The organism is Rhodococcus sp. NPDC055024 (assembly GCF_053608585.1).
Genome location: NZ_JBSGVT010000006.1, coordinates 40,162 through 57,969, shown reverse-complemented (window position 1 = coordinate 57,969; position 17,808 = coordinate 40,162). Strand labels below are relative to the sequence as shown.

At 60.7% G+C, this 17,808-nt stretch carries 17 protein-coding genes; 4 read left to right on the top strand and 13 right to left on the bottom strand.

Going from position 1 to position 17,808, the window contains the following annotated elements; translation table 11 throughout:
* Positions 1–89: 89 nt before the first annotated feature.
* From ACWF6P_RS14780 to ACWF6P_RS14765, 4 genes are all read right to left on the bottom strand, one after another.
* On the bottom strand, positions 90–1,307 hold the full coding sequence (locus tag ACWF6P_RS14780; RefSeq protein WP_452621483.1) for a Dyp-type peroxidase: 1,218 nt from the start codon (positions 1,305–1,307) through the stop codon (positions 90–92).
* Positions 1,300–1,800, bottom strand: a complete 501-nt coding sequence (locus ACWF6P_RS14775) for a copper chaperone PCu(A)C (protein WP_019747182.1) — start codon at positions 1,798–1,800, stop codon at positions 1,300–1,302. The genes ACWF6P_RS14780 and ACWF6P_RS14775 overlap by 8 nt, the downstream gene beginning before the upstream one ends.
* A 25-nt stretch (positions 1,801–1,825) precedes the next feature.
* Positions 1,826–3,256 (bottom strand): PepSY-associated TM helix domain-containing protein, encoded by a 1,431-nt coding sequence (locus ACWF6P_RS14770; RefSeq protein WP_452621482.1) that lies wholly within the window; start codon positions 3,254–3,256, stop codon positions 1,826–1,828.
* A 109-nt stretch (positions 3,257–3,365) separates the two neighbouring features.
* On the bottom strand, positions 3,366–3,896 hold the full coding sequence (locus ACWF6P_RS14765; protein ID WP_452621481.1) for a hypothetical protein: 531 nt from the start codon (positions 3,894–3,896) through the stop codon (positions 3,366–3,368).
* A 192-nt stretch (positions 3,897–4,088) separates the two neighbouring features.
* Here ACWF6P_RS14765 and ACWF6P_RS14760 point away from each other — a divergent pair, with 192 nt between their 5' ends.
* Complete coding sequence (locus ACWF6P_RS14760; RefSeq protein WP_452621480.1) at positions 4,089–5,132, top strand: cellulase family glycosylhydrolase; 1,044 nt, start codon at positions 4,089–4,091, stop codon at positions 5,130–5,132.
* A gap of 403 nt (positions 5,133–5,535) precedes the next feature.
* Entirely contained in the window at positions 5,536–6,702 is a 1,167-nt protein-coding gene (locus ACWF6P_RS14755; RefSeq protein ID WP_378535562.1) for a MinD/ParA family ATP-binding protein, read from the top strand.
* Between the two features lie 37 nt (positions 6,703–6,739).
* On the opposite strand, the gene ACWF6P_RS14750 is transcribed toward ACWF6P_RS14755, so the two are convergent.
* The 3 genes from ACWF6P_RS14750 to ACWF6P_RS14740 form a co-directional block, all read right to left on the bottom strand.
* Positions 6,740–7,774 (bottom strand): baeRF2 domain-containing protein, encoded by a 1,035-nt coding sequence (locus tag ACWF6P_RS14750; RefSeq protein WP_452621479.1) that lies wholly within the window; start codon positions 7,772–7,774, stop codon positions 6,740–6,742.
* 201 nt (positions 7,775–7,975) lie between these two features.
* Complete coding sequence (locus ACWF6P_RS14745; RefSeq protein WP_452621478.1) at positions 7,976–9,058, bottom strand: M48 family metallopeptidase; 1,083 nt, start codon at positions 9,056–9,058, stop codon at positions 7,976–7,978.
* Positions 9,059–9,135: 77 nt separating this feature from the next.
* A complete protein-coding gene (locus ACWF6P_RS14740; protein ID WP_003945456.1) occupies positions 9,136–9,339 on the bottom strand; it encodes a hypothetical protein in 204 nt (67 codons plus the stop codon).
* A 145-nt stretch (positions 9,340–9,484) separates the two neighbouring features.
* Between ACWF6P_RS14740 and ACWF6P_RS14735 the strand changes: the two genes are divergently transcribed.
* Positions 9,485–9,640: a DUF6131 family protein gene (locus ACWF6P_RS14735; RefSeq protein ID WP_003945912.1), complete on the top strand. Its 156-nt coding sequence runs from the start codon at positions 9,485–9,487 to the stop codon at positions 9,638–9,640.
* Here the strand turns inward: ACWF6P_RS14735 and ACWF6P_RS14730 are convergent.
* Entirely contained in the window at positions 9,634–10,812 is a 1,179-nt protein-coding gene (locus tag ACWF6P_RS14730; RefSeq protein ID WP_452621477.1) for a carboxylate-amine ligase, read from the bottom strand. The genes ACWF6P_RS14735 and ACWF6P_RS14730 overlap by 7 nt on opposite strands.
* A 1,266-nt stretch (positions 10,813–12,078) precedes the next feature.
* Between ACWF6P_RS14730 and ACWF6P_RS14725 the strand changes: the two genes are divergently transcribed.
* Positions 12,079–12,804 carry a GntR family transcriptional regulator gene (locus ACWF6P_RS14725; RefSeq protein WP_378634968.1) on the top strand — a complete coding sequence of 242 codons (726 nt, stop codon included), beginning with the start codon at positions 12,079–12,081 and terminating at the stop codon, positions 12,802–12,804.
* Here the strand turns inward: ACWF6P_RS14725 and ACWF6P_RS14720 are convergent.
* From ACWF6P_RS14720 to ACWF6P_RS14700, 5 genes are read right to left on the bottom strand one after another with little or no spacing between them, the layout of a single operon-like run.
* Positions 12,764–14,032: an NAD(P)/FAD-dependent oxidoreductase gene (locus ACWF6P_RS14720; protein ID WP_452621476.1), complete on the bottom strand. Its 1,269-nt coding sequence runs from the start codon at positions 14,030–14,032 to the stop codon at positions 12,764–12,766. The two genes, ACWF6P_RS14725 and ACWF6P_RS14720, sit on opposite strands and share 41 nt — an antisense overlap.
* Before the next feature lie 13 nt (positions 14,033–14,045).
* Positions 14,046–14,891, bottom strand: a complete 846-nt coding sequence (locus ACWF6P_RS14715) for a M55 family metallopeptidase (protein ID WP_452621475.1) — start codon at positions 14,889–14,891, stop codon at positions 14,046–14,048.
* A gap of 52 nt (positions 14,892–14,943) precedes the next feature.
* Positions 14,944–16,038 carry a serine hydrolase domain-containing protein gene (locus ACWF6P_RS14710; protein ID WP_452621474.1) on the bottom strand — a complete coding sequence of 365 codons (1,095 nt, stop codon included), beginning with the start codon at positions 16,036–16,038 and terminating at the stop codon, positions 14,944–14,946.
* Positions 16,035–16,826: a creatininase family protein gene (locus ACWF6P_RS14705; RefSeq protein ID WP_452621473.1), complete on the bottom strand. Its 792-nt coding sequence runs from the start codon at positions 16,824–16,826 to the stop codon at positions 16,035–16,037. The genes ACWF6P_RS14710 and ACWF6P_RS14705 overlap by 4 nt, the downstream gene beginning before the upstream one ends.
* Positions 16,826–17,785: a serine hydrolase gene (locus tag ACWF6P_RS14700; RefSeq protein WP_378634986.1), complete on the bottom strand. Its 960-nt coding sequence runs from the start codon at positions 17,783–17,785 to the stop codon at positions 16,826–16,828. Before ACWF6P_RS14700 ends, ACWF6P_RS14705 begins: the two co-directional genes overlap by 1 nt.
* Between the last annotated feature and the right edge of the window lie 23 nt (positions 17,786–17,808).

Sequence of the window (17,808 nt, the reverse complement as noted above, 5' to 3'; positions counted from 1 at the left end):
CAGAAAACATTTCATTTTTTTTACCAGGGTGGGGCGTTATCCCAGCCGATCCCCCCCCACAGTGTTGTTGCCGTTCTTGCCCAGCATCGCTATCCGAGCAATCCGCTTCCCAGATAGTCGTTCTCGCTGCATCCCGGCGGAATGAGATACACCGCCGAACCGATCGGCGTCGTCCACTCGTTGAGTGCGTCGAAGTCACTCAACCGCTGTTGGACCGGTAGATACTGCTCGGCGATGTCCCGTTGGAACGCCGCGAAGATCAATCCCGAGTTCGAGGTCTGCCCGCTCTCGGGTGCGTCGTCGTAGTTGTACGCCCGACGGAAGAACTGCTCCTTCTCGTGTGTGCGGTGGGCTCTGGCGATGTGTGATCCTGGCGGGATAACCGGAATGCCGAACTTGTCCGTGAGAGTGAAGTCCGCTTCGTCGAATTCGTTGGTTCCGTTGAGCGGAGCGCCATTGGACAAGGTGCGCCCCATGGTGAGTTCGCGCCCCGAGCGGTCGAGTTCGTCCCACGTGTCCATTTCCATGCGAATGCGTCGCAGTACCAACGAGGTTCCACCCGCCAGCCACGACTGACCGGCGCCGTCGTGCCAGATCAGTGAATCGAAATCCACTGTTCCCGGAGCAGGATTGACCGTCCCGTCCACCTGGCCCATGAGATTGCGCATCGTGGTTCCCTCAGGCATGGTGCCGCGAGCGTTGCGGAATCCCTTTTGCGTCCATCGGATGGTCGTCAATGATCGGACGTTCTTGGTCAGGACCCGCACAGCGTGAGCAATGGTCACCGGATCGTCGCCGCAGATCTGCAACAACAGATCCGAGGCGCCCCATCGATCGTCGAGTCGATCGATCGCGTAGCTCGGCAACGGTTCGAACCAATCCGGTTGACGTTCCTGTAATCCCAGTTTGGAGAACAGGCCAGGGCCGTAGCCGACGGTCACCGTCAAGCGGGCCGGATCCACAGCCAGTTCCCGTTCGGTGTCCGCCAACGCCGGGTTGCCGGCGGTGAGCCGTGACGCGTCCTCGGACCACATCTTCATGATTCCGACGACTACAGCTCGATCGGTGCCCGGCAAGAGGTCGAACCCGATGAAGGTGCCGTGCGCTTGTGGCGTGGTGTCGATGCCGGCTTGGTGAACTCCGTAGAACGGTTCCACGAGCTTGCCTGCTTGCTGCTGGTGTTCGCTGCGCTCGACCACTGTGGTTGCGCCCCAGGTTATTCCCGCGACGCCGAGCGCGGCGGCGCCTCCTCCGAGAAGGCGCCGCCGGCTGAGAGCTCGGCTGGGCGGGTTCGTGTTCTCAGCCACCGTGATTCGGGTCGTAGTTCTCCTGATTACCGGAGAAGTCGCGAATCTGGGCCGTGAACGTGGTGCTGGAACCGTCGTCGTAGATCAAGGTGAGGTCGGTTTCTGCGCCGGGGAGCAGTGGCGCGGACAGGTCCATGAACATCAAGTGGTCACCGCCCGGCGTCAGGGAGGCGGAACCGTTGGCGGGGACCAGGAAACCGCCGTCCTTGGGGCGCATCGTCATGGTTCCGCCGTCGCCGGTCACAACTTCGTGCAGTTCCAGTCGCGACGACGCGGGGCTGGTTGCCGAGACCACGCGCACGTCCTTGTCACTGGAGTTGACGAGTTCGGCGAATGCCGCGCTCATTCCTTCCGGCGCCGCCTTGACCCATTGATCCTGAACGGTGATCGATTGTGCAGCCTCGGTTTCCTTGTCGGAGTTGGAAGAACAACCGGTCAGAGCGAGAGCCGCGGTGAGTGCAACAGCTGCGAATATCTTTGTACGAACAGTCATGTGTATCTCCGTATTTCGTGAAGTGTCAGGTGGTGGCACGGCGTTTGAACGCCGCAATGCACACGTCGATCAGCAGGAAGGCGAGCAGGCTGATGCCCAGTAGCGGCACGAACCAGCCGACCAACGCCGTGATCGCGACGAGCGCAACGATGCTGATCGGGGAGAGGTTGCGGATTCCGCCGCGGACGGGGACCCGGCCGACTGCCCAGTCGGAGCTTCTGGTGGGGCGTCGGCGCCACCACATGATGTAGCCGCGGATCACGACGCTGACCAGCGCGAGTGCCAATGCGGCGAGTGCGATCTGGTTGGCAAGGCCGAACAGCAGACCCATGTGGAGCTGGATTCCCCAGGCCGAAAGTTTGGCTGCGAGTGGCCAATCCGAGAACCACAACTCGTCGGTGACCTTTTGCGTCGCTCCGTCGATTGCGATGGTGTTGTTGCTGTACACCCAGGGCTGACGTGTCTGGGCGACGGTGAACGCTGTCTCGGCGTTCGCGGGTATCGATACTTCGACCGGACCGGTGATCTCGTTGTATCTTGCGATACCGAGGACGGTGTCGACGCGTCCGACGTTGGTGTCTGTCAGCGTGCCGGTGGCGGCGGGGGCCATGTCGTGACCCTCGTGCCCTCCCGTTGCCGGTGGGGGAGCGTCGCCGAGAGTCTTCACGACGGAGGGCGTCGTCCAACTCAATGCGGTTCTCAGATTGCTGACGTTCTCTCCGGCGTACGTCGACCACGTGAGGCCGGTCGCCGAGAGAAAGACCAATGCAACTGCTATCCAGATGCCGACGACACCGTGCCAGTTCAGGGTCCGGCTTCGTCCGGTGGACGCTCGATCGATCGTGAGCAGTCGAGCGTTCCGGGCGGTGCGGTATCGACGGAACCAGAGGTAGACACCGCCGAGGGCGACCACCCACATCCACGACGCGGCCAACTCGCTGTAGAGGCGGCCGGGTTCGCCCAGATGAAGGTGGCGATGCAGTTGGGAGATCCAGGTTCGCAGTGGCAGTGAACCACTGCTTCCGTACACCGCCAACTCGCCGACCGGCTGTGCGAGCACCGGATCGACGAAGACCGCGAGCCTCTCCGATTCGCCCAGTGACGGATCGGTGAACAGGACCCGGGTGGTTTCGCCGGCGCCAGGCGACGGACGTACTGCCGAGACAGTCAAGTCGGGGCGGTACTGCTGAGCGGAACGGATCTGGTCGTTCAGTGACGCGATCTGTCCGGTGGTGTCGGTCTGGAGGTAGTCGTCGTAAACGAACTTCTCGATGGTGGGCGCCATCGCGTAGAGACCACCGCTCAGCGCGGCGATGAGAATGAACGGTCCGATGAGGATGCCTGCGTAGAAGTGCAGGCGCAGGATCAGTGGTCTGGCGCCGCCAACCTGCTTCTTCGGGGGAGAACTGTCGTTGGACGCGCGCGTTTGTGCGCGCTCCAATTCGGGTGCGGACATGCGTGTACTCGATCCCGCCGTGCGCCTTTATTAACCGCGGGCGGTTAATAAAGGCGCACAGCAAAGTGGCGCACGTATTCACGTGCGTGAAGTGAAAAGGGAAGGTGAGTTACCCGAATGCCGGTGGGCCGCGAGTGCCCAAGCCGGAGGTGAGCAGTTGACGCAGAACAACTTTGGCGCGGTATCGAGTCCGCGCAGTGAACGGCGAGGGTTCAGGTGCCCACGGGCGCAGAAGCACTGCGACGATGGCGGCCACCGTCGACGCTGCCACGACGTATCCGCGTTCTGCGCCGCGAATCAGCACTGCGCACACTCCGACGGCAGCGATGTGCGCCGCCAGCATCGGAAGGGACAGGAGCAGTCCGTGCTGATGATCCGAAGCGATGGTCAAAGTCGCGTGACCGATGGCCTGACCCGCAGCGAGCATGAGGGCAAGCAAGAGCGCGGGGGAGCGACGGGTGTCGATGGACGTGACCACCGCGCCGACGCTCGCGCACGCGAGGATCAACAACACCACCGCGCTTTCGGACGGGGCCATGCCGCCGCCACCGAGGGCGTGGGCCGCGACAGAGACCGCGCCGGATGTACCGCCCACGAAGGCGCCGCGCAGCTGCGCGACATCTTTCGGACCCGGCGTCATACGCGAAAGGATACAGGCAGCTACTACGACGGCTAGTAGTCGAGTCCGGCGCATCGGATTGACGCCGTCGACGGACGCCGTTACGTTCGGCAGACATTCAGGTTTCAATGGGGGAGTGAAATGTCCAGAATGAGATTATTTGCCGTGTCAGCAGTTCTGGGGTTGATGTCATTTTTGATCAACCCACCATCTGTGACTGCCGCGCCAACGGTCTGTCCGGTCAGTGACTACGGCATCGTCTACGCGAATCAATCGTCCGCCCCAGCGGTGCGTGAAGCTGCGCTGAACCTGATCGACAGCGCAGGCGTGAGTTGGGTTCGTATCGATGCGTTTTGGTCGCAGATTCAATCCGGGGGCGTTAATTCCTATAGCTGGGGTCCGCTCGACACGGTCGTGAACGAGGCTCTCGCTCACGGAAAGAAGATCATTCTCCTGCCACATACAACGCCGGCGTGGGCTCGACCTGCAGGTGCTCCTGCGGACGACAAGTACGCACCGGCCGACATTTCCAAATATGCGACGTTCGTGAACAAGCTTGTTGCACGCTATGCACCTAAAGGCATCTCGTCTTACGAGATCTGGAACGAACCGAATATCAGTATGTTCTGGAAGGACTCGGTTGCTAATCCGAAGCCTAATCCCGTGCGATACGCACAATTGCTGAAAGCGGCTGCTACCTCGGCCCGCTTGGCGAATCCTTCGATCACGATCATCAGCGGCGGTATGTCACCTGCCGCGGACGCTGCCGACGGCAGCCAGGTCGCGCCGCTCACATTCTTACAATCCCTGTATACGAATGGTGCACGGTCATCGTTCAACGCTGTCGGGCATCATCCGTATTCGTATCCGGCGCTGCCTACAGACGAACATGACTGGAACTCGTGGTCTCAGATGAGTGTCGAGTCGTTCGCGGGCGGCGGGATCGTTCGGCCGAGCCTTCGCGGAATCATGACTGCCAACGGAGATTCTGCAAAAAAGATTTGGATTACCGAGTTCGGGGCGCCGACAAGTGGGACTCCGGACAGCGTCAGCGAAGCGCGTCAGCTCGAGATCTATCAGTCGGCGATGGCGGACAAGCAAACCAAGCCATGGTTGGGGCCGCTCATCTTCTACCGGCTCAACGACTACGCGCCATACGGAGCAACGACGGATCGAGAGTCGTATTTCGGTGCAGTGAGGTCGGACGGCACCGTCAAGCCGAGTGCTGCATACGTGAAGAGTGTGCTTTGCCCGTGATGAAGGTCGAATGGTAAGAGTGATCCGGTCGGACTGGCAGGAAGCCGAAGGGGCGGGCACTTCGCTCGGAAGCCTGGAATCCTGCAGCAGCTGAACACTTGTCCATGAAGGGAGGGTGATCGCCCAGGCGATCACCCTCCCTTTTCTCGTTTGGTACCAAGGGATTTGCCCTGGCATTGCGGAGAGCTGTTTTCAGCGGCAGATGAAGATATATGTGCCGCATATCGTTACGGCGTTCGTATTTGCTGAGAATGGCGCCAGCGGGGGGACCAAAGTCATCGAAAGGCGGGTGTAACGGTCTGAAGTGCTGTGACGGTATTGAGCAGAGAACGGCAAGCCCGCCAGAGTGATAGCGTCCGAGAGGCTATGTCCGAATTGATTCCGACCTCGACCTAGGAAAACGGTGCGCAGCGATAACAACGGTTCGAATGGCGGAGTCCTGGGGAACAACTCGGGAACGACTAGAGGCGACGGCCTTTTCGACGCGTCCGACGACGGCTACTCAACGTCGATTCGAACTGTCACGTTCACACCGCAATTCGACGAACCAGCCGCAAAACCGTTGCCCAGCCAGCGGATGCGCCAGCAACGTCGTGAAGAGCCGACCGATTTTCGAACCTCGACGCCCAGGCCTATGACCTCCGTCGACGACTTGGACATCATCAAGCGGGCGAAGCGTCCACCCGAACGCGGTTTGGGCAGTGTGTTGTTCAAACTCACCGGCGGTCGCATCAACACTGGGCAGTCGGCTGCGGAACTCGAACACCAGGCTCTCGTGCGCCGTGCCAACCGCACGGTGCGCGGCGTGTACAAGATCGCTTTCATCTCGCTCAAGGGCGGTGTGGGAAAAACCACGGCGGCCAAAACGGTCGGTTCGACGTTCGCCTCGATCCGTGGCGATCGGATCGTAGCCATCGACGCCAATCCCGATCTGGGGACTCTGGCTGATCGTGAACGACGTGAACATCATCTGACCGTTCGTGATCTGTTGGCTGACGGCGACATTCGTACCTACAGCGATGTTCGCTACTACACGTCGCAAGGTGACAGCCGGCTCGAAATCCTTGCGAGTGAAGCAGATCCGGAAACTTCGGAGTCGTTCAACGAGCAGGACTACCTCGATACCCTGCGGATTCTCGAGGTGCACTACAACATCGTCATCACCGACTGTGGCACCGGAATCATGCACTCGGCCATGTACGGAATTCTCGACGAAGCAGATGCCCTGGTTGTCGTCAGCCCGACGGCGCAGGACGGTGCCCGTAGTGCAGCAGCAACGCTCAGTTGGCTGACCAAACACGGATACGCAGATCTGGTGAGCAGGTCGGTTGTGGCGATCAATTCGACGCGGCCGGGTTCGTCTTCGCTCGATCTCGACCAGCTCGAGGACGTTTTCGCTCAGCGTGGAGTGCGCGCGGTCAAGACCTTGCCCTACGACGATCACCTCGGCGAGGGCGGTCCGATCGACTTGAAGTTGTTGAACAAGCGCACTGCGCGGGCATATCTGGAGCTCGTGGCAGCGATTGCCGATGGTTTTCCGGACTCGGTGGGCAAGCACGCTTCTCGCTGAACGTGCTCGCCCCCGAATCTGATCAGCAGGCCGGTGTTCAGGGGTGCCGAAGTATCGCGCCGTAGCCGTCGGCGAGAACCAGGCGTTCGTCGATCTGCACCAGTTCGGTGCCCGTCCCGATTGCGAGGTAGGGAAGTACGCGATCGGCGGGCCCGATCAGCTTTCCGCTCGTGACTTCCTTGTCGTCGGGGTCGGTGAGCAGCAGCGTTTCGACCTTGCCCTGCTCGAGTGCGTCAAGGACGCGTGCGGTCCCGTCGATGGAGAGACCGGAGTCCCGTCCCTGCTCTGCGACGTAGCGTTCGGTTTCCGTATCCATTCTGCGCAGCCGCTGCGTGTCGATCAGTTCACGAATCGACTTCGACACCTCTGCGGGTGTCGAACCGACTGAACGCGAACCCTTTTCGACGTCCACTACTCGTAGCGTCGACGGTAGGAGCTGAGCAAAAGCTTTGCGTGACTGTACTTCTCCGATCACGACTACCAGCGCAACCTTGTGTTCACGGGCGAGCGCCGCCGCGCGCTCCACGGCCAGAGTCAGGTTCTTCCGGATGTTCTCCTCCACGAGGCCTTGGCTGTCGGTGTACCGCTCCTGACCGCCGACGTGTGCCTTGTGGACCGGGAAGCCGTCGCCGTCGACCGATTCGCCGTACACGTCACGCCCGCGCGCATCGCGTACGCACAGGTCTGCGCCGGTGTGGTCGACCTTGGCGATGAGGAACGGCTCGGTGTCGTATCCATGTGCGATTAGTGGAATCAGGTAGGGCAACTCGCCCAAGGTTGCGATGGTCGATCCGGCAGGTTCGAGCAGAATGTCGTCGATCAGCACGGTCTCCGGCGTGGCGACGATCGCCCGCCCGGCGCGTCCCGAGATTCCGTGATGGTTGTCCTTCACCTCGTCCAGCCGTGCGATCAGTGATTCGGATGCGCCCTGCTTCGAGAGTTGATTGCGCATCGAGCGCCATTCGAGTTCGAAGCGCTCGCGCGCATCCTCCCGGTTGCGAACGTCCTCGAAGTACACGGAGGCAAACGGGCCGTCACTCGAACCGACCTTCTTCAGTCGCCCAGCATGCATGTCGGCTCCCTTCTGTAGTGGTCCTATGCCGCGTACCCGACAACTGGTGATTCGACACGACTGCTTTCAGTTCGCACGTTTGTTCGACTGCTGGTACTGTCTGTGAACGTGAGGGTGGTGCAGAGGGAAGCCTGCATCACCTTCACGCCAAGAACCCGGGACCTGCCGCCGACTGCCTTCGGTGGCAGGTCCCGATTCTGTTCACTCGGCGTCGTCGGCACCCTTTGATTTGTCGGAACTCTTGCGCCAGTGGGTAAATCGTTCCTTGATGTCCGACGCCACATCGCCGACGCCGTTTCCGACGGCGCCCACCGCGCCGCCCAGTCCGCTGCCGATGTCGCGCACCATTCGGATCAAAGGGTCTTCTGATTCGTCGAAGTTCTGCTTGTAGGTCTTGGCCGCATTCTTGAACTCGTCGCTGATCTTCGCTCCGTCGTCTTCTCCTCGCCGCGGGTAGTTTCCGCGCAGAATTGCGGCGTAGTCTCCGCTGTCCACCCACTTCTTGAGTTCTGCGGCGCGAAGTACCGAGAACGGATGCGAGAGCAGTTCGATGTTGAGGAGCTTGAGTACACCGTCGCGGAGGTCACCACTGGCGTCGTACTCGGCGGCCTGGGCCAAGAATGCGTCGATGTCGATTTCACTGACTCGTGATCCGCCCGCCAATTTCATCTGGACGCGGATCGCGGTGTGGACGTCTTGCCCGCACAGTAGTCCGGCGCGATCACCGGAAAGTTCGGACTTGCGCTGCCATTCCATGAGGGCCGCGATGATCGCGCGCAGCGCCCACCCGCCGACGGGCAACCAGCCGATGGTTCCGGCCAGCCGCATCAAATGCATCAAGATGGTCCGATACACAGCATGACCGGACAGCGCGTGGCCAAGCTCGTGGCCGATGATGAACCGCTGTTCCTCGTAGTTCATCACGTCCAATAGCCCAGTAGTGACCACCATGAACGGCTTGTCCATGCCGATGGTGAAGGCGTTGACCATTGGGGTCTGGAGTACGAACAACTCGGGTGTCTCGTCGGCCTGCAGGATCTCGACGCAGTCACGGCGCAGGTCGTTCAGGTCGCTGAACTGGCGTTCGTCGACTCGCACCGACGTGGCGAGGTACATGAGGCGGTGCTGACGTTCTTGGAGCAGTCCGGACAGCGTCCGCAGAACGGTGTCGAACCCCCGAAGCGTCCGGAGCGTCACCAATGCAGCCCGATCGGCTGGGTGTTCCCATGCACGCGAGCTGATGTCCGGGAACTCGATTCGGGTGCGATCTGGTGCAGTGGTCATGGTGGCCCCTCACTTCGATGTGTGTCGACTCACCTCCAGGGTAACGACTAGTCGGTTTAGCGTGGATTTTCGGCAGTTCATTCGGTTGGTTGAGGAAGCGTGCAATCCGTAACCTTGGGATTGACGCCGAAGTAGTTCAGCGGGCCGGCGATGACGGTGAGCGCGATGGTCCCGACCCCGGCACAGTTGGTCGGCGAACTGCTGTAGTAACCGCGCTGGCCGGCCGCGACGGCCCCGACGATCAGCCAGATCAGAACGATCAGAGTCACAATTCTCATCATGGCGTGCTCGATTCTTCAAATATTGTGGTGCCCAGCGAAATACCCGGTCAGAGTGGGTATGAAACGCTCGGCCGACGGGTATCCACGGTGTATGCGGCTCGAGGCGGGCGTATCCGCCCGAGTGAACGCACTGAAGGAGCTTGTCATGATCATCCTCGGCGTAATCCTGCTGATAATCGGCTTCGTGGTGAACATTCCGATCCTGTGGACGATTGGTGTCGTCTTGCTGGTGATCGGAATCATCCTGTACGCGCTGGGCGCGGCCGGGCATGCCATCGGTGGTCGGCGGCATTACTACTGATCCGGAGTCGGGCCGCCATGCGCATCCATGCCCGCCGGCGCGGTCGGGAGGGTGCGTCGAACGGCACGCGCGATCAGTTCCCGAAGGCAGACCTGGCGCAGCGTTCGATGTTGCCAGTCGCTGCCGCTACCGGTGACCAACTTGTGGCGCAGCGCCGACTCCACACTCGCGTACTCACCCGTCTCGTGGAGTGAGTCGCGGAGATGGATCAGGAGTCGGCGAAACAGCTCCGTGGCCGAAATTCTTTGTGCGGTAACCGGATCGATCAGTGTTCCCAGGATGCCCTCCTTCGCGGACACCCATGTCGCGATGCGAAGACTCTCGAGAGAAGCGCGCGGTGCGGGCACGCCTTTGTCTACGGCGCGCAGCGCAGTGGCGACAAGAGCACGCACAAGTGTCGCAAGCAGCACGGCGTCGTCGACCGTCGGTTGAACGTCGCAGACCCGGATCTCGACGGTCGGTAGGTGGCAGGACGGTCGGATATCCCAGTAGGCCATCCGCTTGTCGAGCATCACTCCGCAATCCACCATCATCGCGACCGCGGTGTCGAAGTCCTCGGCGGTCTCGAAGTACGGCGGCGGTCCGGCCACGGGCCACCTGGACCACTGAACCGCTCGCCAACTCGCGAATTCTGTGTCGACTCCTTGGTGGATACGGGAATTGGCGCTCAGGGCAAGCAAGGCCGGTAGCCAGATGCGCACGTGATTGCAGACCTGCACTGCCTGAGCTTGATCAGCGACGCCTACATGGATGTGGCAACCGCAGATGCTCTGTTCGGCAGCGAGGGCGCCGAAGTGTTGCCCCATCTGCCGGTAGCGAGGCGAGTCGCTTATCTCGAAACGGGAAGGTCCCGAAAGCGGTGCGCCGACGGCCAACAGCCTGCAGCCGTTCAACTCGGCCGCCTTCCCCGCGAGCTGACGCATGTCGATCAGGTGGGTTCGGAGCTCGTCGATGCCGTGGCACACGGGAGAGTTGGTCTCGACTTGGCAGCGGGACAGTTCGAGCTGAAGATCCAAACCCAGTGTCGACGCGGTTTCCGCAACCGCGGCATTGTCGGTGGACGGCAACCACGATGTCGGGTCGACGAGGATGAATTCTTCTTCGACGCCGATGGTTGGGGTCGTCGATTCGTAGCGGCCAGCGGTGGATCCCGTCGAGCAGGTGGCGCTCATGCTCGCGTCTACCCGGTCGGTGGAAGGCGGAAACAGACACGAGGAAGCCCCGTTCTCGTCGGGAGAACGGGGCCTGTGGTCGGTCTTGCCAACATCTCGGAAGCGTCAACGAGCCCTTGCACACCGTGTGAATCTGGGGACTGGCGTGCCTGGGAAAACGTACTGTGCCGGACTCGGTAAAACGAGACCCCCAGGCATGTCTCACCCCCTATTTCACCCTCGGGTGAGCTTGCCCGCACGCCCGCACACCTGTGGTCGAGTCGCGGATCATGTCCTGGCGTACTGCCGTGGGGCAGCCTCGGTTCTGTCCGTGGAGTCGGCCAGTTATCGGGCCGATTTCGGAGAAATGTGAACTCATCTAAACTAACGTCCAACAATTGGATATGAAATTTTGGTGGAGCATGCGCGCTCGGTGACTTAGTGTAGGCGCGATCAGTTAATCGCGCGCACAGTATCAATTGAAGCTCTCGAATTCTTGAACTGGTATTGCGTTCGATCAGCGGGAATCACTAGTGGTTACATGTGAATTCCAAAGATGTGGAGAGGTGTCAAGGATAGTGGTGCAATCGATTCGTTATCGCGGTCGAATGTCCGACAGAACTGCATACCTTCTATGTCGAAACTTCGTCTACCTTGCAGTCTCTGATTCAGGCTTTCGCCAGGAATATCTATGGAAATCGACGCGCCCAGAAATTTTTCTCAAAGATTACCCACCTGTGAATTGGGAACTATTCGTAGGTCGTGGATGAGGGGAATATTGCTTGTAGGGCTGTTATTTGCGGCAATTTGCTCACATCTTGCTGAATGGGGAATTTGCAGTCGAAGTGTTGCGTGGTCGAGAAAAAATCCCATTGATGCTTTACATTGGGAATTGCAAGATGCACGTTTCATCCTCCAGTGTTAAACGAAAGGACGAACGCAATGGGTAGCTTGGAAGATTTCGACATCGCGACACTTCTTCAGAAGGTCATCGCATTCTTCGACGGATTCTCGTCGGACGAGACTGACCCTCCCACGGGCTAAGACTTACCGAAGCCGCTGCGCATCCTGGTGACACCGGATGCGCAGCGGTTCTCCGTATCCGGCTCTCATCTGCCGATCCGGCCGGAGACTGCGATCGGCACGTCGAGCACCTCCGGCGCCGACGCGCCTCCCTCTGTCGTCCGGCCGTGGTGGGAACCTGCGTAACCGCGAGCTGGAACGATCTTTGTCACATAAAATGTTAGGTATTACATATTGGACATCGATCGGTATTAGGGTGCAGGTATGGGGACGAAGCAGCCGGCCGGTTCAAGCGCAGATCGTAGTACCCGCGACGAAAAGCAGAGTGCCGTATTCCAACCACTGGCACGGACCAGCTTGCGCAGCGATGCCACGAGACTGCTTCGGGCTCGGATCTCGAGCGGTGAACTTGAGTCCGGCCGGCTCTACGCGATTGGAGACATCGCTGCGCAGCTCGAAGTCTCGCCCACTCCGGTACGCGAGGCTCTACTCGATCTGAAGAGCCAAGGTCTCATCGAGATGGTGAGGAACCGCGGCTTTCGCATCGTCGAACTGACGGATGACGAACTCGAGGAGATCGTCGAAGTTCGGTTGATGCTCGAGCCACCTGCAATGGCGAAGGTTGCTGTGCTCGAACCCCCGTTGGATCTCACCGATCTCTGGACGCTGAGCAAGCGCGTCGAGAACGCCGCGGCTGAGGGGGATCTGGTCTCCTTCCTGACCCTCGACAAGGACTTTCACCTGGAACTGTTGGCTGCACTGGGTAACGCACGGCTGGTCAAGGTGGTGGAGCAGTTGCGCGATCAGACCCGACTGTCCGGGCTCAAAGGCATTGCGGGCAGCAAGGATCTGGTCGGGTCCGCGCGAGAGCACGATCAACTCCTGAAGGCGTTGGAGTCGCGAGACCCGGTTGCGGCCGAAGCTGTCATGACTGCACACCTCCACCACGTCAGCGGATTGTGGGCCGGACGTGCCGAAAAGTCCGACTGAAGCGGTCCAGCCCGAACGCACCAGCATAGGCGGGGAGGCTTCGGCCGAACACGCTGCGAGCGACCAACTCTCCGGTGACGGGGCCGAGGGTTATACCCAGCATCGCGTGGCCGGTCGCGACGGTGACCTTCGGATGGTGAGTTAAGCGACCGATGACGGGCATTCCGTCCGGTGTCATCGGACGTAGCCCCGACCACGGGACTGCGTTCTGCGGACGTTCCCAGTTGTCGAAATAGTCGGCCGCCGAGGTCAGTATTCCTCCGGCCCTTCGCCTGTCGATGTGTTCACTTCGGCCACCGAATCCCATGGTGCCGGCCAGTCGGGTCGCGCTGGACAACGGCGTGACGGCAACTTTGGCTTCCGATAGATACGACGCCCGAACTCCAGCGGGGAACATCGGTGGAACATCAAAACCATAGCCTTTGCCCGATTGGACGGGGAGCGTGTACCCGAGGGCACGGACCACGTCTGCGCTCCAGGCGCCCGCGGCGACCACAAAATGATCCGACGTCATCGGCCTGTCTGCCCCAGACGCCGTCACGTTACCTGTGAAGTCTGCCGACAGCGTGAGTTCGGTGCCTTCCATGATCTCGACTCCCAGGCTCTCGCATTGCGCGATCAAGCTCTCGATGAAAGCTGCAGGGTCGAGGAATCTTTCGTTGGGACAGACGATCCCACCGAGAACCGAGTTCGAGAGTCCCGGCATCATCTGAGCCGTTCGGGCACTGGTCAGTACGTCGAATTCGTCACCGCCGAGTGCTCGCACCAGCGTCATTTCTTCGGCGTGAGAATCGAGCGACTTCTGTGTACGAAACAGCTGCACCAACCCGGATCGGTGGTTCTCGAACTGCAGCCCGGAGCGCTCGAGTTCGTCGAAAAGCTCGAAAGTCCGATGATTGAGTGCCATCAGATTTCGCAGACCGGATTCGAATTTCGTTGTAGTGCAGCTGCGAAGCATCGCAATCATGAAGGAGACGAAGCGAGGGTCACGGCTAGGGCGGATGTACAGTGGGCTGTCAGGACGCAGAATCCACTTCAGCGATTGGGTCAGTACTCCGGGCGCGGGGACGGGTGCTGACATGCTCGGGACGACCCACCCGGCATTGTGTCGCGATGCGCCGGCTCCTGCAGTCCTCGCGTCGACGACACAGACCTCGGCTCCTTCGGCAGCTAAGGCCAGCGCCGAGCACAACCCGATCGAACCTGCACCGATAACGGTCACTCTCATAGAAATTTGCCCTCTACTGACGGTTGGCGATCGTCATCTGCCCGCGGAGGCCGGCAGATGCCAATTGATAGTTGACGGTGATCAGTCCGATGATGTCGTCGACGGTGTCCAAGCGATGCTCGATGGTTCGATCTGACGTTCGCCGAGAACCTGGGACACCCTCCGCCATCTCCGCAGCAGTTGTTGTCGGGTGAACGATTTCGAGTACCCACTCGTCGCGCAACTCCGTCGGCTTCAACGAGTCACACTGTTGCACAGCTCGTCTGGATGCATCGCGAATGGCTGCGCACGCCAGAGTCGGCGGCAGTGAGTTGGTAGCCGACCACCCGTGCGCTTGTTTCACCACGACGGTTTCGGTCGAAGGAGATGTAGCGCTGACCAACCCGCAGATCACGTCGTCTCCAGTGACCAAGCCGACCGGCACGCCGTGGGTAGCCGCGTAGAGCGAGTTCACATCGCTTTCCGACACGGTCCTGCCGTCGAGGCGAACATCCGTGAACAGAGCCGAGAACGTATGTGCCAGCACACCCGGACCACCCGCAGGAGCGTGGTAGCCGACAAAAAGAGCCACGTCGTGTTCAGCGGTGAGACCCTCTGCCATGCACTGCAGCTTCGGCGATCCGAACAGAACCCGCGCCCGCGGATCCAGTTCGGCGTGCAGCAGATTGTCCATCGTTCCATGACTGTCGTTGACGAGCACCGATTGCGCGCCCGCGTCGAATGCTCCGGCAATTGCCGCATTGGCCTCGGCCGTCATCAGTGCTTGCGCACATTGGTATCCGTGACCTCCGCGAACTATCTGGTCGAGCGTCGCAATTCCTGCGATGCCTTCCATGTCCACCGAAATGTAAACGTGCATAGTGAGACTCTCCGTCTGTCGATTGTCTTCGCGACTACTCGGTCCGGGGTGGTCAACCGTTCGGGACGGACAAAGCTTCTCGTACCGTATTCGCCAGGACGATCGAGGCAGGCACCTCGGGAGGCGTCGTGGCAACCAGTCGATTCTTCGTGAGCGCGAAACTCAAACCGTAGTCCGGATCGGCGAACCCGTACGAACCGCCGAACCCGCTGTGGCCGAATGAATTCGACCGTCCGCCCATCGCAATCCCTTTGTCGCCCAGTAGATAACCCAAACCCTTGCGGACCGGCGCCTTGTGCGTTTGATCGTACGCATCGGTTTCCAACGTCGTTGTAAGAGTGGTCCGCGCCGGCGGGAGTAGACGCACTCCGTCCACACCATCGCCGATCAACGACGCGTAGTGTCTCGCCAACGATCGGGCGGAGGTGATGGCGCCTCCGGCAGGTACCGCGGATGCCTGAATCGACGGGGTGTTGAAGAGTTCGGCCATGATCCGAGTATCGGGGCTCGACGCGGGACCGGTCAGAACTGATTCGTCATTCGCGAGAACTGCGATGCGGTCCTTCACCGAAGCGGGAACGCCGAAGAACAGATCCGTGATACCCAAAGGCTCGCAGATCAGTTCGGTGACGATCTGGCCGAAGGGCTTTCCGTACACGCGACTTGCTACCTCGCCGAGAACGAATCCGGAAGACAGTCCGCGGTACGCGGTCTCGCTACCTGGAAGCCACATGGCCTCGGACTCGGCCAGGCGAGCGCAGGTGCCGTCCCAGTCGTCGAGGTGAAAGTCGTGTGTGATGTCTTGGACTCCGGAGGTGTGTACGAGGACCTGTCGAATGGTTGCCTCTCTCTTGCCGTTCTGTCCGAACTCCGGCCAATAGTCGCTCACCCGTGCGTCGTAGTCGAGTTCGCCGCGTTCGGCCAGCAGATGCACCGTCGTATACATCAGACCTTTGCTGCACGAGAAGATCGGGAACAGGGTGTCACTTCGGACAGGCGCATTTCGAGTGGGTTCGGTGTGTCCGGACCAGGCATCGACGACCAGCTGACCATGCTGGTACACCGCCACCTGGATGCCGAGTTGGGTGTCTGCGCTGACCATTGCGTCGAGCTCGGCCTGCACCACCCGCTGTACGTCGACAGTCATCTTTCGCGTCCTTCGTACTTTGCGATCTCGGTACAAAAGTATTCCGAGACAACGGTGGTCAGTGATTCGAGATACCGTTCGCCGCGTGACGCCAGTGCGGCGGCGGGGTCGCCCAGAATGCCGTTCACCGACAATGCTTTTGTCCCGCCGTCGAACAACGCGGCGGCAGTGTCCTTGTCGAAGCGTCCGAGGAATCCGGGCTCGGCGGCGGTCATGTCGACGAGGTCGGGTCGCAGTGCGAGGACTATCGATGTTTCGAAATCGCCGGCATGAGAACCGCAGGCTTCGGGAGAGATCGAATCCTGCTCAGCCACTGCTTCGAAAGCCGCGAGCAACTGGAGAAGGTCGGTGTGTGCATGAATCCGTGTCTCGCCGATCCGGGGCCCGACTCTCTCGATCAGATGCGCGAGGGGTTCGAAGTTACCTCCGTGGCTCGAGATGACGAGGATATTGTCGAACCCATGAGCGGCGAGACTGCGAACATAGTCTTCGACCACGTCGAGAAAGGTTGCCTCGCGTAGGGAGACCGTTCCGGGGAAGGACATGTGGTGCGGGGAAACCCCGAATGCGATGGTGGGCGCCACCATCGTCGCCCCGATCCGTGCGGCGACGGCAAGCGAAGTGGCAGTGCCGATCAGGGCGTCGGTGGACAGGGGCAGGTGCGGGCCGTGTTGTTCGGTCGCTCCCACTGCGAAGATGACGTTGCGGATCCCGTCGTTCATCGTCTCTTGCATCTTGGTCCACGTCATCTCCGCCATCGAGGGGGGTGCGCCGAGCATGACGGTCATCAGGCTGTTACCGCTGTCGCAGCGGCGTCTCGGCTTGCGTTCCGAAGACTGTCGATCGCAAGTGCGGCGATCTTCCCGATTGCCGCGTCCACCTTGCTGTTACGCATGTTGTTGTTCTTGTCCCTCAGGAAAATGGCTACAACGTAGACGTCCCCATCGCCGAAGTCGACGACACCCACCTCGTTGCGAACGCCGGCCAGGAACGTGCCGGTCTTGCCGGAGATCGTCGGGCCGTCGACGTACGCGGAGGAGAGTCGGTGAGGCGCGAACTGCAGTCCCATTACCCGCCGCACTTCGGCACAGGCTTCGGCGTCAGCGGCCTTGTCCGTCCAGATGAGGCTGAGCAGTTCGGTCATCTCGCGCGGGGTGCTGGTGTTTCCGCCGCGCGCGTTCAACGATTCGCCTGCTGCGATTGCCGCGACGAACTCGTCTTCGGGCAGCCCGAACGGGTTACCGGTGGACGTGTTCTGCAATGTTGCGTATTTCTCGGTCGAGAGTTCCTGGAGAGCAAGCGAAATGATGCCTTCGCAGTCGGTGGTGATGTCGGTCGAGTTCAGTCCGAGCGAGCGCAGTCGACGCATGATGCTCTCGGTACCGACCATCTCTTGCAGGATGTCGGTGGCGGTGTTGTCGCTGACCTGCATCATGAGTAGCGCCAGATCCCGGATGGATACTTCGACGTCGTCCGTCATCGCTGAAATCCCGGACGGCCCGATGGTGCGCCTGTCTGCAGGGACCTTGATTCGGTCGGCCAGTTGTAAGCGCCCCTCGGATGCCTGGGCGGCGACCTCGAGCATGACGGGAACTTTGTAGGTCGAGGCGGTTACCGAACGCGCATCAGCGGCGGAACCGATTTCGAACTTCCCGTCGAGACTGCGGACGTGAAACGCGACGGAGGCGTTTGCGTCGTCGCACACGTCGGCGATGGAGGCGAGGATCCTGAGGGGATTGGTGCTCATGGTCTTCCGTTCCGGGTAGTTGT

Excerpts from the sequence above, each read along its gene's own strand:
- ACWF6P_RS14775 (WP_019747182.1), bottom strand. The coding sequence starts at position 1,800 with ATGACTGTTCGTACAAAGATATTCGCAGCTGTTGCACTCACCGCGGCT.
- ACWF6P_RS14735 (WP_003945912.1), top strand. The coding sequence starts at position 9,485 with ATGATCATCCTCGGCGTAATCCTGCTGATAATCGGCTTCGTGGTGAAC.
- ACWF6P_RS14745 (WP_452621478.1), bottom strand. The coding sequence starts at position 9,058 with ATGACCACTGCACCAGATCGCACCCGAATCGAGTTCCCGGACATCAGC.
- ACWF6P_RS14710 (WP_452621474.1), bottom strand. The coding sequence starts at position 16,038 with ATGACTGTCGACGTACAGCGGGTGGTGCAGGCCGAGCTCGACGCAATG.
- ACWF6P_RS14725 (WP_378634968.1), top strand. The coding sequence starts at position 12,079 with ATGGGGACGAAGCAGCCGGCCGGTTCAAGCGCAGATCGTAGTACCCGC.
- ACWF6P_RS14705 (WP_452621473.1), bottom strand. The coding sequence starts at position 16,826 with ATGACCGTCATGCTCGGCGCACCCCCCTCGATGGCGGAGATGACGTGG.
- ACWF6P_RS14720 (WP_452621476.1), bottom strand. The coding sequence starts at position 14,032 with ATGAGAGTGACCGTTATCGGTGCAGGTTCGATCGGGTTGTGCTCGGCG.
- ACWF6P_RS14730 (WP_452621477.1), bottom strand. The coding sequence starts at position 10,812 with ATGAGCGCCACCTGCTCGACGGGATCCACCGCTGGCCGCTACGAATCG.
- ACWF6P_RS14700 (WP_378634986.1), bottom strand. The coding sequence starts at position 17,785 with ATGAGCACCAATCCCCTCAGGATCCTCGCCTCCATCGCCGACGTGTGC.
- ACWF6P_RS14765 (WP_452621481.1), bottom strand. The coding sequence starts at position 3,896 with ATGACGCCGGGTCCGAAAGATGTCGCGCAGCTGCGCGGCGCCTTCGTG.
- ACWF6P_RS14715 (WP_452621475.1), bottom strand. The coding sequence starts at position 14,891 with ATGCACGTTTACATTTCGGTGGACATGGAAGGCATCGCAGGAATTGCG.
- ACWF6P_RS14740 (WP_003945456.1), bottom strand. The coding sequence starts at position 9,339 with ATGATGAGAATTGTGACTCTGATCGTTCTGATCTGGCTGATCGTCGGG.
- ACWF6P_RS14750 (WP_452621479.1), bottom strand. The coding sequence starts at position 7,774 with ATGCATGCTGGGCGACTGAAGAAGGTCGGTTCGAGTGACGGCCCGTTT.
- ACWF6P_RS14770 (WP_452621482.1), bottom strand. The coding sequence starts at position 3,256 with ATGTCCGCACCCGAATTGGAGCGCGCACAAACGCGCGCGTCCAACGAC.